Annotated in this window: 11 protein-coding genes; 3 read left to right on the top strand and 8 right to left on the bottom strand. The window is 72.9% G+C overall.

What is annotated here, in order from left to right:
- The first annotated feature begins 165 nt into the window (after positions 1-165).
- Positions 166-3,471, top strand: coding sequence for an ATP-binding protein (locus DQ384_RS33350; protein WP_114032865.1), 3,306 nt, complete (start codon positions 166-168; stop codon positions 3,469-3,471).
- A gap of 105 nt (positions 3,472-3,576) precedes the next feature.
- On the top strand, positions 3,577-4,920 hold the full coding sequence (gdhA, locus tag DQ384_RS33345; protein ID WP_114032864.1) for an NADP-specific glutamate dehydrogenase: 1,344 nt from the start codon (positions 3,577-3,579) through the stop codon (positions 4,918-4,920).
- A gap of 25 nt (positions 4,921-4,945) precedes the next feature.
- Here the strand turns inward: gdhA and hutI are convergent, their stop codons facing one another.
- Genes hutI through DQ384_RS33320 form a run of 5 tightly spaced genes read right to left on the bottom strand, consistent with a single transcriptional unit; the run spans position 4,946 to position 11,560 of the window.
- Positions 4,946-6,121, bottom strand: a complete 1,176-nt coding sequence (hutI, locus tag DQ384_RS33340; protein ID WP_114032863.1) for an imidazolonepropionase — start codon at positions 6,119-6,121, stop codon at positions 4,946-4,948.
- Positions 6,118-7,590: a formimidoylglutamate deiminase gene (locus DQ384_RS33335; protein ID WP_114032862.1), complete on the bottom strand. Its 1,473-nt coding sequence runs from the start codon at positions 7,588-7,590 to the stop codon at positions 6,118-6,120. Before DQ384_RS33335 ends, hutI begins: the two co-directional genes overlap by 4 nt.
- A complete protein-coding gene (locus tag DQ384_RS33330) occupies positions 7,581-8,843 on the bottom strand; it encodes an allantoate amidohydrolase (protein WP_114032861.1) in 1,263 nt (420 codons plus the stop codon). The genes DQ384_RS33335 and DQ384_RS33330 overlap by 10 nt, the downstream gene beginning before the upstream one ends.
- On the bottom strand, positions 8,840-10,522 hold the full coding sequence (gene hutU / locus DQ384_RS33325; RefSeq protein ID WP_114032860.1) for a urocanate hydratase: 1,683 nt from the start codon (positions 10,520-10,522) through the stop codon (positions 8,840-8,842). Before hutU ends, DQ384_RS33330 begins: the two co-directional genes overlap by 4 nt.
- A gap of 54 nt (positions 10,523-10,576) precedes the next feature.
- Positions 10,577-11,560: a MurR/RpiR family transcriptional regulator gene (locus DQ384_RS33320; protein ID WP_220183273.1), complete on the bottom strand. Its 984-nt coding sequence runs from the start codon at positions 11,558-11,560 to the stop codon at positions 10,577-10,579.
- 502 nt (positions 11,561-12,062) lie between these two features.
- Here DQ384_RS33320 and DQ384_RS33315 point away from each other — a divergent pair.
- Positions 12,063-13,598, top strand: coding sequence for an ice-binding family protein (locus DQ384_RS33315; RefSeq protein ID WP_220183272.1), 1,536 nt, complete (start codon positions 12,063-12,065; stop codon positions 13,596-13,598).
- A gap of 110 nt (positions 13,599-13,708) precedes the next feature.
- Here DQ384_RS33315 and DQ384_RS33310 read toward each other — a convergent pair whose 3' ends face one another.
- The 3 genes from DQ384_RS33310 to DQ384_RS44310 all read right to left on the bottom strand — a co-directional run bounded on the left by DQ384_RS33310 (position 13,709) and on the right by DQ384_RS44310 (position 14,700).
- A complete protein-coding gene (locus tag DQ384_RS33310) occupies positions 13,709-14,068 on the bottom strand; it encodes a hypothetical protein (RefSeq protein WP_245966955.1) in 360 nt (119 codons plus the stop codon).
- Positions 14,069-14,167: 99 nt separating this feature from the next.
- Positions 14,168-14,374, bottom strand: a complete 207-nt coding sequence (locus DQ384_RS33305; RefSeq protein ID WP_114032857.1) for a DUF397 domain-containing protein — start codon at positions 14,372-14,374, stop codon at positions 14,168-14,170.
- Between the two features lie 86 nt (positions 14,375-14,460).
- Complete coding sequence (locus DQ384_RS44310) at positions 14,461-14,700, bottom strand: Scr1 family TA system antitoxin-like transcriptional regulator (protein WP_425451544.1); 240 nt, start codon at positions 14,698-14,700, stop codon at positions 14,461-14,463.
- Positions 14,701-14,904 lie beyond the last annotated feature (204 nt).

Raw genomic sequence — 14,904 nt, 5'->3', positions numbered from 1 at the left:
GCGTCGTGCGGTGCCATCTGCGGCTCCTTCGCGCGTGTGTCCGGCCTATTGTGTTTAACTCTGGGGCAGAGGTTTTACGGCATGTTGCTCACTCGCTTACGGGTCCTCTCTGTGCCCCCGTAAAGGTCGTGATTCCTGAGGGTGCGTGGCGATATCGTGGCATTCATGCGTTTTGGGGTTCTGGGAGCGCTCGCTGTATGGACGGCCACCGGTGATCCTGTGACCGTCCCCGGCGTGAAAGTGCGCGCCCTGCTCGCCGACCTTCTTCTGCACGACGCCCGGCCCGTGCCCGCCGACCGCCTCATCGACGACCTGTGGGGCGACAGGCCGCCCGGCAACCCCGCGGGCGCGTTGTCCGCCAAGGTGTCCCAGCTCCGCCGCGCGCTCGACGACGCCGAACCGGGCGCACGCGACCTCCTGGTCGCCCGGCCCGCCGGCTACCTGCTGGACGTCCCCGCCGAGGCCGTGGACGCGCGCCGCTTCCATGCCCTCGTCGCCGAGGCCCGCGCCACCGACGACCCCCGCGTCCGAGCGTCCCTGCTCGCGGACGCGCTCGCCCTGTGGCGCGGCCCCGCCTACGCCGACTTCGCCGACGACGCGTTCACCCGCCCCGCCGTCGCCCGCCTCGACGAGCAGCGGCTCACCGCCTGCGAGGACCAGGCCGAGGCGCGGCTCGCCCTCGGCGAGCACACGCTACTCGCCGACGAACTCGCCGAGGTCCTCCGGCGGTACCCGCTGCGCGAACGGCTGCGCGCCGCGCACATGCGGGCCCTGTACCGCGCCGGCCGGCAGAGCGAGGCGCTGGACGGCTACGAGGAGCTGCGCGTCCGCCTCACCGACGAGCTGGGCCTGGACCCGGGCGCGGATCTCGTCGCCCTGCACCGCGCGATCCTCAACCAGGACCCCTCGCTGGACCCGCCGCCGGGACGCCACACCGCCACCGCGCGCCCGGTCACCAACCTGCCCGCCCCGCTCACCGACCTCATCGGCCGGGAGGAGGCGGTGGACGACGTCCGCGCGCAGCTCCAGACGTCGCGGCTCGTCACGCTGACCGGCCCCGGCGGCGTCGGCAAGACGCGGCTGGCCCTGGAGACCGCCGGGGGCCTGGTGGACTCCTACGCCGACGGCGTGTGGCTGGTCGAGCTGGCCGTCCTGGAACGGCTCGGCACGCCCGACGCTCTCGGCTCGCTGATCGACGCGGTCATGTCGGCGCTGGACATCCGCGACGGCGGCGCCCCCGGCCGGCCCATGACCCCGCTGGAGCGGCTGATCGCCGCGCTGCGCACGCGCAGGACGCTCCTCGTCCTGGACAACTGCGAGCACGTCGTCGACCAGGTCGCCGAGCTGGCCGAGTCCCTGCTGCGGGCAGCCCCCGGCCTGCGCGTCCTCGCCACGAGCCAGGAGCCGCTCGCGCTGCCGGGCGAGGTCGTCTGGAACGTACCCCCTCTGCGGGTGCCCGGTCGCGGGGCGGCCGAGGACCCCGCCGAGCTCGAACAGTCCAGCGCCGTCCGGCTCTTCGTCACGCGGGCCTCGGCCGCCACGCGCGGCTTCACCCTGGACGAGGACACCGCCCCGGACGTCGCGGTGCTGTGCCGGCGTCTCGACGGCATCCCGCTGGCGCTGGAGCTGGCCGCGACCAAGGTGCCCACCCTCGGCGTGCACGGGCTGGTCGCCCGGCTGGACGACCGCTTCCGGCTGCTGGCCACCGGCCACCGGGGCGCGCCGCCGCGCCAGCAGACCCTGACCGCGATGATCGACTGGAGCTGGGAACTGCTGACCGCGCCCGAGCGGATCGCGCTGCGCCGCCTGGCGGTCCACGCCGACGGCTGCACCCTGGAGGCCGCCGAGTCCGTCTGCTCGGGAGAGGACCTGCCGGCCGCGGCCGTCCTGGACCTGCTGGCCCGCCTGGTCGACCGGTCGCTGGTGGTGGCCGTGCACGGCGTCGACGGCCCCCGCTACCGCCTGCTGGAGTCGGTGTCGGCCTACTGCCTGGAGCGCATGCACGAGGCGGGCGAGTTCGAGCAGGTGCGGCGGCGCCACCACGAGTACTACATCGACCTGGCCGAGAAGGCCGCCCCCCATCTGTACGGCAAGGACCAGCGCCGGTGGCTGGCCCGCCTCGACGGCGCCACCGCCAACCTGCGCGCCGCGCTGGACGCCGCCCTCGCCGACCGGCACGCCGAGTGCGCGCTGCGCATGGTGAACGCGCTCGCCTGGTACTGGTTCCTGCGCGGACGCCTCGCCGAGGCGCGGCGGTCCCTGGCCGCCGCGCTGGCCCTGGCCCAGCCCATGGACGTAGGCGGGGACGGCGAAGGCGACCCGCACGCCGCTTTGCGCGCACGCGCCACCGCCTGGCACGCCGGCGTCGTCCTGCTCCAGGGCGACACGGGCGGCACAGGCCCCGCGGACGCCCCCCGTGCCGAGCCGCGCGAGACGGCGCTGCGCGCGTACGACGGCGTCGAGGACGCGTGCGGGCTGGCCCGGTCGCAGTGGTTCCTGGCCTTCGCCGGACTGGACGCCGGTGACCTGGCCGCCAGCGAGGAGCTGCTGAAGCACGCGCTGGACGGTTCCCGCGCCATCGGGGACGATTGGGGCGTCGCCGCGGCCCTGGTGACCCGGACCAAGCTCGCACACCTGCGCGGCGACGTGGACGCGCTGCGGCGCGACGGTGAGCGCAGCGCCGAGCTGTTCGAGACGCTCGGCGACCGCTGGGGCGAGCTGCAGGCGAACGGCTGGCTCGGCGCGCTCGCCGAGATGACCGGCGACTACGAGCGGGCCCGCGCGCTGCACGCCGACGGCCTGCGCATGGCCGAGGAGCTCGCGCTGTGGCCGGACGTCTCCGGGCGGCTGGCGTGGCTGGGCTGGATCGCCCTGCAGCAGGGCGATTACGCGCGGGCCCGTGAGTACTGCGAGGAGGCCGTGCGCCTGGCCAGGGAGCAGACCTTCCGGCCGCTCCAGGTGTTCGCCGAGATGGGGCTCGCGTTCGCCGCGCGCAAGGACGGGCTGCTGGACGTCGCCGAGCGCCACCTGCGGGACGTCCTCGACTCCACGCCCCGCAGGGACGCCGCGCAGGAGCCCGCGCCGCACCTGGGGCTGATCCTCGCCGAGCTGGGCTTCGTCGCCGAGCAGCGCGGCGACGCCCCGGCGGCCAAGGCCCTGCACCTGGAGGCGTTCGCCGTCGCCGACCGGCTGGACGCGCCGCGCGGGAAGGCGCTCGCCCTGGAGGGCCTGGCCGGCGCGCTCGCGCTGTCGGAGTGCGCCGGGCCCGCCGCGCAACTGCTCGGGGCCGCCGCCGCGACCCGCGCGTCCAGCGCCCTGCCGCGCTCGCCCGCCGAGCGCGGCGACGTCGACCGCATCGAGGCACGGGCCCGGCACACCCTCGGCGAGGACGGGTTCGCCGCCGAGTTCGCCCGCGGCGGCAGGCTCGCGCCCGAGGAGGCCCGGTCGGTCGCGGACACGGCCTGCATCTGACCGCGGCTCCAGGAGGTCCAGGCGGCGTGGCGAAGCGGCGCGGGGGCGGCCACCCGGCACCCTGAAGGAGGGCCGGGGGGCGGCCCGACGCCGAGGGGAGCCTTGATGTCGCACCAGAGTCCGTCGGAGATCTACGACGACGTCGTCCGCCGCAATCCCGGGGAGGCGGAGTTCCACCAGGCCGTCCGGGAGGTGCTGGAGAGCATCGGGCCCGTGCTCGTCCGCCATCCCGAGTACGCCGAGTCGAAGATCGTCGAGCGGATCTGCGAGCCGGAGCGGCAGATCATCTTCCGGGTGCCCTGGGAGGACGACCGGGGCGAGGTGCGCGTCAACCGGGGATTCCGGGTCGAGTTCAACAGCGCGCTCGGCCCCTACAAGGGCGGCCTGCGCTTCCATCCCTCGGTCTACCTGGGCATCGTCAAGTTCCTCGGCTTCGAGCAGATCTTCAAGAACAGCCTCACCGGCCTGGCGATCGGCGGCGGCAAGGGAGGCTCGGACTTCGACCCTAAGGGACGCTCGCCGAGGGAGGTCATGCGCTTCTGCCAGAGCTTCATGACCGAGCTGCACCGGCACATCGGCGAGCACACCGACGTCCCCGCCGGGGACATCGGGGTCGGCCACCGCGAGATCGGCTACCTGTTCGGCCAGTACAAGCGGGTCACCAACCGCTACGAGTCCGGGGTCATCACCGGCAAGGGCCTCGCGTACGGCGGCGCGCACGCGCGCACGGAGGCCACCGGGTACGGGTGCGCGTACTTCGTCGACGAGATGCTCACCGTGCGCGGCACGTCCCTGGACGGGCGGCGGGTCGTCGTCTCGGGGGCCGGCAACGTCGCCGTCCACGCCATCGAGAAGATCCAGCACCTCGGCGGGGTGGCGGTCACGTGCTCGGACTCCTCCGGGTACGTGCTGGACGAGAAGGGCCTCGACGTCGCCCTGCTCAAGCAGGTGAAGGAGGTCGAGCGCGCTCCGCTGCACGTCTACGCCGAGCGACGCGGGCGCGACGCGGTGTTCGTCCCCGGCGGGTCGATGTGGGAGGTGCCGTGCGAGGTGGCGATACCGTCCGCGACGCACAACGAGATCGGCGAGGCCGACGCCGGGCTGCTCGTCCGCTCCGGGTGCCTGGCGGTCGCCGAGGGCGCCAACATGCCCGCCACCCCGGCCGCGATCCGCGTGTTCCGGGAGGCCGGCGTCGCGTTCGGGCCCGGCAAGGCCGCCAACGCGGGCGGCGTCGCCACCAGCGCCATGGAGATGCAGCAGAACGCCGCCCGCGACTCCTGGACGTTCGAGCGCTCCGAGAACCGGCTGCGCGACATCATGCGCGACGTGCACGACCGCTGCCTGACGGCGGCCGACGAGTTCGGGATGCCGGGAGACTACGTGGCGGGCGCCAACATCGCCGGCTTCCGCCGCGTCGCGGACGCGATGCTCGCCCTCGGCCTCATCTGACCGCCGGCGGCGCGATCGCCGTCCGTCAAGGCTGCGGGCTGCCGTCCTTCCACACGCGCGCGACCAGGGGCACGCCGGGGCGGTAGGCGAGGTGGATGTACGAGGGGGCGTCCAGGAGGACGAGGTCGGCGCGGGCGCCGGGGGCGAGGTGGCCGACGTCCGTGCGGCGCAGGGCCCTGGCGCCGCCCTTGGTGGCCGCCCACACGGCCTCAGCGGGGGTCATGTTCATGTCCCGCACGGCGAGGGCGACGCAGAACGGGATGTTCGTGGTGTAGCTGGACCCGGGATTACAGTCCGCGGCCAGCGCGACCGTCACCCCGGCGTCCAGCAGGCGGCGCGCGTCGGGGTAGGGCGAGCGGGTCGAGAACTCCGCGCCCGGCAGCAGCGTGGCGACCGTGCTCCCGGACGCGAGGGCGTCCACGTCGGCGTCGGTCAGGTGGGTGACGTGGTCGGCCGAGGCGGCGCCGAGCTCGACGGCGACCGCGACGCCCGGGCCCGGACCGAGCTGGCCCGCGTGCACCCGCGGCACCAGCCCGCGCCGCGCCCCCGCTTCGAGGATCGCCCGGGTCTGGTCGCCGTCGAAGGCGCCGCGCTCGCAGAAGACGTCGATCCACCGCGCGTGCGGCGCGCACGCGTCCAGCATGGGGCCGCGCACCAGGTCGACGTACGCGTCCGGGTTCCCGGCGTACTCGGGCGGGACCACGTGCGCGCCGAGGTAGGTCACCTCGGGAGTGTGTTCGGCGGCCAGGCGCAGGCCGCGCTCCTCGTCCTGGATCGTGAGGCCGTATCCGGACTTGCACTCGACGGTCGTCGTGCCCGACCGCAGGGCCTCCGCCACCAGCCGCCGCACGTTGCGCCGCAGTCCCTCGTCCGTGGCGGCCCGGGTCGCCGCCACGGTGGTGCGGATGCCCCCGGCGGTGTACGGGCGGCCCGACATGCGCGCCTCGAACTCCCGCGCCCGGTCGCCGGCGAAGACCAGGTGGGCGTGGCTGTCCACGAACCCGGGGATCACCGCCCGGCCTCCGGCGTCGAACCGGTCCCTCGCCGCTCCCTCCGGTGTCCCGCCCCGGGGGCCCGCCCACACGACGACGCCGTCCTGGACGACCACCGCCGCGTCCTCGATCACCCCGAGCGGCCCCTCGCCGAGGCCGGGGTCGTTCGTGACCAGAGAGCCGATGTGGTCGATGAGCAGCGAAGTCATACCCGCTCCGAAGTCGACGGCTTGAGGGTGAATGGCGAGGTCACGGCCGACACTGCGGCGGCGAGAGCCGCCGGGACGTCGTCCACGAGCAGGTGGCGGCCCTGGGAGACGATGTGACGGCCTCCGGCGACCACCTCGCGGACGTCGGCGGCCGTGGCCGCGAAGACCACCGTCTCCAGCGGGGCGTCCTCGGAGGCGCCGGCCGTGCGGACCGAGTCCAGGGCGACGGCGACCAGGTCGGCGGGGGCGCCCGCCTCGATGCGGCCCGCGTCCGGCCAGCCGAGCGCCGCGTGCCCGCCGGAGGTCGCGCCGCGCAGGAGCTCGGCGGCGCGCCAGTGGCCGCGTTCGCGGGTGGCGAGCCGTTCGTCCAGCTCGACGCCGCGCGCCTCCTCGAAGAGGTCGACCACGGCGTTGCTGTCGCTGCCGAGCGAGAGCGGCGAGCCCGCCTCGAACAGACGGCGGGCCGGGCCGACGCCGTCGGCGAGGTCGCGTTCGGTGGTGGGGCACATGCACACGCCCGTCCCAGACCCGCCGAGCAGCGTCACGTCGCCCGGCGTCAGGTGCGTGGCATGGACGGCCGTCGCGTTCCGGCCCAGCACGCCGTGGGCGTCGAGCAGTTCGGCGGGGGTGCGTCCGTGCGCGGCCAGGCACGCCTCGTTCTCGGCGACCTGCTCGGACAGGTGGAAGTGCAGCGGCGCGCCGCGCTCGCGCGCCCAGCCGCTCACAACGGCGAGCTCCCCGGCCGGGACGGCGCGCACGGAGTGGATCGCGGCGCCGATTCTCGCTTGGCCGCCGCCTTTGAGGGCGTCCGCCCGCTCGGCCCACGCGTGCGCGTCCCCGTCGCCGAACCGCAGCTGCGGCCCTTCCAGCGGTGCCGCGAAGCCGCCGCGCAGGTAGCAGGTGTCCAGCAGCGTGATCCTGATGCCGGCGTCCGCGGCGGCGGCGATCAGCGCCTCTCCCATGGCGTTGGCCGCCTGGTACGGGCGTCCGCCGGCGTCGTGGTGGAGGTAGTGGAACTCGCCCACGCAGGTCACCCCGGCGAGCGCCATCTCGGCGTAGGCGGCCCGGGCGAGCGCGTGGTGGTTCTCCGGCGTGAGACGCCCGGCGACCTCGTACATCTGCCGGCGCCACGTCCAGAACGTGCCGCGCTCGCGCTGGGTGCGCCCGCGCAGCGCCCGGTGGAAGGCGTGGCTGTGCGCGTTGGCCAGGCCGGGCAGGGTGAGGCCGCGCAGGTGGACGGCCCCGGGCGGCGGCGCGGGGACGCCGGTTCGCACGGCGGTGATCCGCCCGTCGGCGACCTCGATGACCACGCCGGACACGACGCGGTCCCAGCCCGGCCGCGCGCTCTCGTCCCCACGCCGCGCGATCTCGTCCCCGGGCCGCGCGGTGACGTCGTCCTCCCCCGGCCGTACGGCCGGAGCGCCCGTGCCCAGCCAGGCGAGGTCGGCGTAATAGAGGCTCACCGGCATGCCAGGTCCTCCAGGACGGCGGCCAGGGCGAAGATACCGGTGACGCAGTCCGCGGTCTCGGCGTGCTCGGCCGGGCTGTGGCTGACGCCGGTCGGGTTGCGGACGAACAGCATCGCGGCCGGGACCTCGGCCGACAGGATGCCCGCGTCATGGCCCGCGCCGGTCGGGAGGGCGGGGACGCCGCCGAGCGCGGCGGAGATCCGGTCGCGCAGGCCGTCGCCGAACTCGACGAGCGGCGTCGAGGACTCCACCGCCACCTCGACCCGCACGCCGTGCTGTCTCCCCGCGTCGCGGGCGGCGTCGGAGATCTCCTCCACCATGCGGGCCACCGTCGCCTCGTCGGGCGCGCGGCCGTCCAGCCAGGCGTCGACGCGCGAGGGGATCGCGTTGGTTCCTCCTGGTTCGACCCGCACCTTGCCGAACGTCGCGAGCGCGCCGAGCCGCGCGGCGGTCTCCCGGGCGGCGAGCACGGCCGAGGCGAACGGCAGCATGGGGTCGTGCCGGTCGGCGAGCCGGGTCGTCCCCGCGTGGTCGCCCTCGCCGTGGAACGTGCAGCGCCACCGGCCGTGCGGCCAGATCGCGGTGGCCACGCCGATCGGCGCGTCGAGGCCGGCCAGGCCCCGCCCCTGTTCGACGTGCAGCTCGACGAAGACGCCGATGCGCTCCAGGGCGCGCTCGTCGCGGCCGATCGCGGCCGGGTCGGCGCCCGCGGCGCGCATCGCCTCGGCCAGGGACACCCCGTCGCCGTCGCGCAGGGCGCGGGCGTCCTGCGGGGCCAGCACGCCGGTGAGCAGCCGGCTGCCCACGCACGCCACGCCGAAGCGGGCGCCCTCCTCGTCGGCGAAGTCCACCACCGCGATCGGCCGCGCGGGGACGACGCCGCGCTCGCGCAGCACGTCCACCGCGTGGAAGGCCGAGACCACGCCGAGCGGGCCGTCGAAGGCGCCGCCGCCCGGGACGCTGTCCAGGTGGCTGCCCGTCACCACCGCGCCGGCGCCGGGGGTGCCCCACCAGGCCCACAGGTTGCCGTTGCGGTCCTGCTCGCAGGCCATGTCCCGGCGGGCCGCCTGCTCGCGGAACCACGCGCGCAGGGCCAGGTCGGCCGGGGTCCAGGCGAACCGGCGGTAGCCGCCCGCTCCCCCGCCGCCGATGCCGGCCAGGTCGGCCCAGTCGCGCGCGAAGGCCGTCCCGACCGGCGTGACCCGGCCCTGCGCCTGTTCGAGGTACGCCGGGCCGTGGGACGCGCCGATCACCGCGCTTCCCCGGTCGTGTCCCCGGCCGCCATCGGGATCGGCACGCCGCGCTCCCCCGCGACCTCGGCCGCCCTGTCGTACCCGGCGTCGACGTGCCGGATGACGCCCATGCCGGGGTCGTTGGTCAGCACGCGCTCAAGCTTCCGGGCCGCCAGCTCGGTGCCGTCGGCGACGGCGACCTGCCCGGCGTGGATGGACCGGCCGATGCCGACGCCGCCGCCGTGGTGGATCGACACCCAGGACGCGCCGGAGGCGACGTTCACCATGGCGTTGAGCAGCGGCCAGTCGGCGATCGCGTCGGAGCCGTCGAGCATGCCCTCGGTCTCGCGGTACGGCGAGGCGACCGACCCGCAGTCGAGGTGGTCACGGCCGATGGCGAGGGGGGCACGCAGCTCCCCGGAAGCGACCATCTCGTTGAACCGCAGCCCGGCCTTGTCCCGCTCGCCGTACCCGAGCCAGCAGATGCGCGCGGGCAGCCCCTGGAAGGCGACGCGCTCGCCGGCGAGCTTGATCCAGCGGGCCAGGGACTCGTTCTCCGGGAACAGCTCCAGCATCGCCCGGTCGGTCGCGGCGATGTCGCGCGGGTCGCCCGACAGCGCGGCCCAGCGGAACGGGCCCCTTCCCTCACAGAACAGCGGCCGGATGTAGGCGGGCACGAAGCCGGGAAAGTCGAAGGCCCGCGCGTACCCGGCCAGCTTCGCCTCGCCGCGGATCGAGTTGCCGTAGTCGAACACCTCCGCGCCCTTGTCCAGGAAGCCGACCATCGCCTCGACGTGCCCGGCCATGGACGCGCGGGCGCGCTCGGTGAAGCCGGCCGGGTCCTTGGCGGCCTCGTCGCGCATGTCCTCGAACGCCATGCCGACCGGCAGGTAGGACAGCGGGTCGTGCGCCGAGGTCTGGTCGGTGACGACGTCGATGGGGGCGTCCATGGCGAGCAGCCGGGGCAGCACGTCGGCGGCGTTGCCGAGCAGGCCGATCGACAGGGGACGGCGGGCGTCCCTGGCCTCCACGGCGAGGCGAAGGGCGTCGTCCAGGTCCTTGGCCTCGACGTCGAGGTAGCGGTGCTCGATGCGGCGGGCGATCCGCGAGGGGTCGCACTCGACGCAGATCACGACGCCGTCGTTCATGGTCACCGCCAGCGGCTGCGCGCCGCCCATGCCGCCGAGCCCGGCGGTGAGGGTGATCGTCCCGGCGAGGCTGCCGCCGAACCGCTTGGCCGCGACGGCGGCGAAGGTCTCGTACGTGCCCTGCAGGATGCCCTGCGTGCCGATGTAGATCCACGACCCGGCGGTCATCTGGCCGTACATCGTGAGCCCGGCGGCCTCCAGGCGCCGGAACTCCTCCCAGGTGGCCCAGTCGGGCACCAGGTTCGAGTTGGCGATCAGCACGCGCGGCGCCCACTCGTGGGTGCGCATCACGCCGACCGGGCGGCCCGACTGCACGAGCAGCGTCTCGTCCTGCTCCAGCCCGCGCAGCGTGCGGGCGATGGCGTCGAACGACGGCCAGTCCCGCGCCGCCTTCCCGGTCCCTCCGTACACGACCAGCTTGTCCGGATGCTCGGCCACCTCGGGGTCGAGGTTGTTGTGCAGCATCCGGAACGCGGCCTCCTGCTGCCACCCCCGGCACGACAGGTCCGTCCCCCGCGGCGCGCGGATCACCCGCCCGGCGTCCTCACTCATCGCTCGTCATCTCCTTTGTGCACGTGCCGGGTCGTTCTTTCATGGGAACACCGGTCATTCGGACAGGAACACCCTGCGTTCGGCCGCGCTGTTCTCGAAGTCCTCCATGGACGCCTGTTCCCGCGTGGGCAGCGCGTCCAGCATCGAGTGGACGAGCACCACGCACAGCACGCTCGGCGCGGCCTGGGAGTCGAAGGCGAACTGCGAGCTCACCGGCGCCGTCAGGACGATGTCGGCGTGCTCGGCCAGCGCCCCGACGGCGTGATCGCTGACGAGCGCGACGCGAAGGCCCGCGCGCCTGGCCCAGACGAGCCCGTCGCGCAGCTCGCGCGGGTAACGGGGCAGCGCGAACGCCAGCGTCCAGGTGGCCCCGGCGTCGGCCGCCCGGCTCAGCCGGTCCTCCAAGGTCGACCCCGCCGCGTCGATGACCCTGACGTCAGGATGAGCCTTGGCCGCCAGGTAGCCGAACAGGTGGGCGAGCGGCGCGGAGACGCGCAGGCCGATGACCGGGAGCGGGCGGGACGCGGCCAGCCCGGCGGCGACCTCCTTGAGGCGCCGGGTGTCGCCGAGGCCGTCGCGCAGCAACTCCAGGTTGCGGATCTCGGAGCCGACCATGGCCTGTACGTGGTTCAACCCGGCCGGCCCGGCATCCAAGCCCCGGCCGTCGCGCAGCGCGGCCCTCAGATCCTCGCGGAACTCCGGGAAGCCGGTGTACCCCAGGGCGAAGGCGAAACGCGTCACCGACGGCTGGCTGGTGCCGACCGCCTCGGCGATGTCGATGCTCGTGAGGAAGACGGCCTCGCCGGGGCGCTCCAGGAGGTAGCGAGCGATCCGCCGCTGGGAGGGCGACAGCCGATGGCCCTCGAAGATCTCCCTGAGGCGGGCGGCCACCCGCGACGCGTCCTCCGAGGCGACCGCCGTTCCGGGCTTGGCCGGGTCACCCACCTGCCGGTCCCTGGCGCGGGTGCGCCCGCCGAGGGCGGCCACGGCCGTCGTGCCGTCCGGATGGACCTCGCCCGGCGGACCGCATGCGATCACTAGGTTTCACTCCCCACCTCGAATGCATACTTTCATTCAGCATCCCCGCCGCATGAGGTCATGTCAATGAGTCCGCCCGGAAGACACCTGACGTGTGCGCGCCGACGGGCTCGCCGACGGCGCCGCAGATGATCACCCGGGCGGGACCGGGCAACGATACGGGCGTCCGGCCCGATGCTCTGGCGCAGCATTCCCGACTTAATAGTCCGACCGCATTAGGCGACCCTCGGCCTGACCCACGGGTGACCTGCTCAACGAGCTCCACCCTGATCCCCCGCCGGCGACACGGAGCCAGCTCATCATGCCTGACCAGCGGAAAGACAAATTTCAGCCTATATCAGAAAATAGCCGCCACACCCGAATTCACTTCATGTCGGAAAACAAGTAAGGCACGCTTGATCGATAGGATTGGAAAGAGCGGCGCACCATCACCAAGCGCCCGGGCGGGGAAATACTAAAAGCAGAGGACGGCTTTATGAAAAATGTCGCTCGCATTCGTGCCGTGCCACGAAGTCTCTTCCGATCCTCGCTGACGGCGACCCTCGCGGTGATCGTCGCCATCGGGGTCCTCGTCGTCACGCCACAGAGCGCCGGGGCCGCGCAGGCTCCGGTGGGCCTCGGCACGGCCACCAGCTATGCGGTCCTCGCCGGCGCCGCGGTCACCAACACCGGCCCCACGGTCGTCACCGGAGATCTCGGAGTCAGCCCCGGTTCCTCGGTGACCGGTTTTCCGCCCGGCACCGTGATCGGAGCCATCCACGCGGCGGACGCCGCCGCAGTGCAGGCGCAGGTCGACCTGACCACCGCCTACAACGACGCCGCCGGACGGACACCCGTCACCCTGGTGCCCACCGAGTTGGGTGGCACCACCTTGACGCCAGGCGTGTACGCCTCGGCCGCGGGCACCCTGGGGATCACCGGGAACCTGACCCTCGACGCCAAGGGCGACCCGAACGCGGTCTTCATCTTCAAGGCGGCGTCCACCCTCATCACCGCGTCCGCCAGCACGGTGACCCTCATCGGGGGTGCTCAGGCGTGCAACATCTTCTGGCAAGTCGGCAGCTCGGCCACTCTGGGGACGAGTTCGAGCTTCGTCGGCACCATCCTCGCGCTCACGTCGATCACCGTGACCACCGGTGTGAAGGTGAACGGCCGCGTCCTCGCCCGCAACGGCGCCGTCACGCTGGACTCGGACACCATCACGCGGTCCGACTGCCTGATCCCTCCCGACAGGACCACCGCGACCACACTGACCTCGTCGGCCCCGACGGCTCAGGTGGGAACTCCGGTCACCTTCACCGCGACGGTGACGGCCACGGCCGGATTCGTCCCTACCGGCACGGTCGCGTTCACCTCCGACGGAGGGAACATCGGCTCGGCCCCTCTTGACGCGACCGGCCACGCGGGCCTCACGGTCGCGAACCTTCCCGTGGGCACGCACCAGATCGTCGCCACCTATTCGGGCTCGCCCCAGTTGGATTCCAGCGCCTCACCGCCGTTGACCCAGGTCATCACCAGCGGCCCCATTCCTCCGACACCGCCTCCGACGCCCACACCCACACCCACACCGCCTCCGACACCGCCTCCCACACCCACACCCACGCCCACACCGCCTCCGACACCGCCTCCGACGCCCACACCCACACCCACATCGACGCCCACATCGACGCCGAAACCGCCCGTCGTCCCCGGCGGCGCTCATCATGCCGGGGAAGAGAAGTGCGAAGACGAGGGGGACCAGGAAAGGTCTCGGAATGTGAAGGAGGCAAAGGCGCGTGCCCACGAACACCGGAAATGGGACCGCGGGCACCACCGTGACGACCACGGCCGCCTGGTGGACGTCCAGACGCTCCACACCCTTCAGGGAGTGATCGGCGAGGGCGGGCACAGGGGCCACCACCGCGCCCACAGGTCCTGGTCCTCACATCACCCGGGGCACCACCACGCCAGACACAAGATCCACAAGTTCCACGAGCGCCCATACGTTCACCACAAGGGCCACCCGAAGCCCCGCGCCAAGATCGCCGTCACAGGCTGACAAGCCGACCCGACGTCGACCGGCCCCGTCCTCTCCACCGGGACGGGGCCACGGCATCTCCCAACCGAGGAAGCTCTTCGGCAGACAGAGAGCCGTTCGCCCCTGGCCCGCTAAGCCTCCGACTCGATCCGCTCGAAGATGTCGGCGTCCGTCTCCCGCTGCCACTCCGGCATCTCATCCCAGTCGGCCACATAAGAAGGCTTGGGATCCTCGAAGTGCCGGTAAATCTGCGCGATCCAGCACAACGCCACGAACCGCCCCTTCTGCACCCGCGTCAGCCTGCCCGCGGCACCCCCACTGACCAGGATGAACTCCCGCACCTGCCCGTACACAGCCGCCGCAGCCTGCCGCTCCCACTCGGGAGTCTCATCCCAAGGCGCGACATATCCCGGCTTGGGCTCCCCCGGGTAGTACTTGCGCACCCCGGTGATCCACGCTTCGCGAAAAACACGCCCCTGATCGTTCTGCACAGGAGGTCCTCTCATGCGGGTGCCTCATATCCTGCCGCCGGAGTCCTGCACAGCCACGCCGCCACGCGGCGCAGATGAAGCCGCCAGGCACGAAAGAAGCTAAAGCACGAGGTCACCGGCCCGCAGGTGGTCGAGGAAGGCGTTCCATTCCCTGTGAGAGAACCGGAGGAGCGGGCCGCCCGGCCTCTTGGAGTCCCTGAGGGCGACGGTGTCGTTGATCGTCGCGATCTCTACGCAGTCGTTTCCACCACCGCTGAAGCTGCTCTTCCGCCACGACACGCCAGCAAGCTCAACCTGGTCGGGCACTACAACTCCTCAGCCGCTGCCGCGATCATCGTCGCGGTCTCCTCGACGTCCAGCGCAAGGTCACATATACGCTCGAACAACAGCGTTTAGCGCTGCACTTCTTCAACACTCTCCGAATAGAGGTCACCCATCGCTCCCTCGACGTAGGCGACGTCGGGTGCGTGCTCTTCGGGGAAGCAGAGCAGGACGAACGGACCTTCGATCGCCGCATGGGCACCAGTCCGGAACGGGACGATCCGAATGGCGACATTCGGTCCCGCGCCGATCTCAATAAGCCGCCGCAGTTGCGCGCGCATGGTCGAAGGGCCGCCGACGGGTCGTCGCACTACGGCCTCGTTCAGGAGACAGACGAGCTGTGGACGTTAATCACGATTAAGGACGGCCGATTGGCGCGCCATCCGAGTGCTAGCGGACACGCCGTTCTCCAGTTGAGCGGCCAGATTTCTCCCGGCTGGTGGCCATCAAAATTCCTGGTGTGGTCACCGGAAATCCCGGTGAGTGGCCAGGTCGATCTCCCGGTGGATGGTCAG

It is taken from the genome of Sphaerisporangium album, assembly GCF_003323745.1.
GTDB lineage: Bacteria > Actinomycetota > Actinomycetes > Streptosporangiales > Streptosporangiaceae > Sphaerisporangium > Sphaerisporangium album.
Note: the sequence above shows the minus strand (reverse complement) of the source record. Positions and strands in the feature narration are given on the sequence as shown.

Excerpts from the sequence above, each read along its gene's own strand:
- hutU (WP_114032860.1), bottom strand. The coding sequence starts at position 10,522 with ATGAGTGAGGACGCCGGGCGGGTGATCCGCGCGCCGCGGGGGACGGAC.
- gdhA (WP_114032864.1), top strand. The coding sequence starts at position 3,577 with ATGTCGCACCAGAGTCCGTCGGAGATCTACGACGACGTCGTCCGCCGC.
- hutI (WP_114032863.1), bottom strand. The coding sequence starts at position 6,121 with ATGACTTCGCTGCTCATCGACCACATCGGCTCTCTGGTCACGAACGAC.
- DQ384_RS33335 (WP_114032862.1), bottom strand. The coding sequence starts at position 7,590 with ATGCCGGTGAGCCTCTATTACGCCGACCTCGCCTGGCTGGGCACGGGC.
- DQ384_RS33350 (WP_114032865.1), top strand. The coding sequence starts at position 166 with ATGCGTTTTGGGGTTCTGGGAGCGCTCGCTGTATGGACGGCCACCGGT.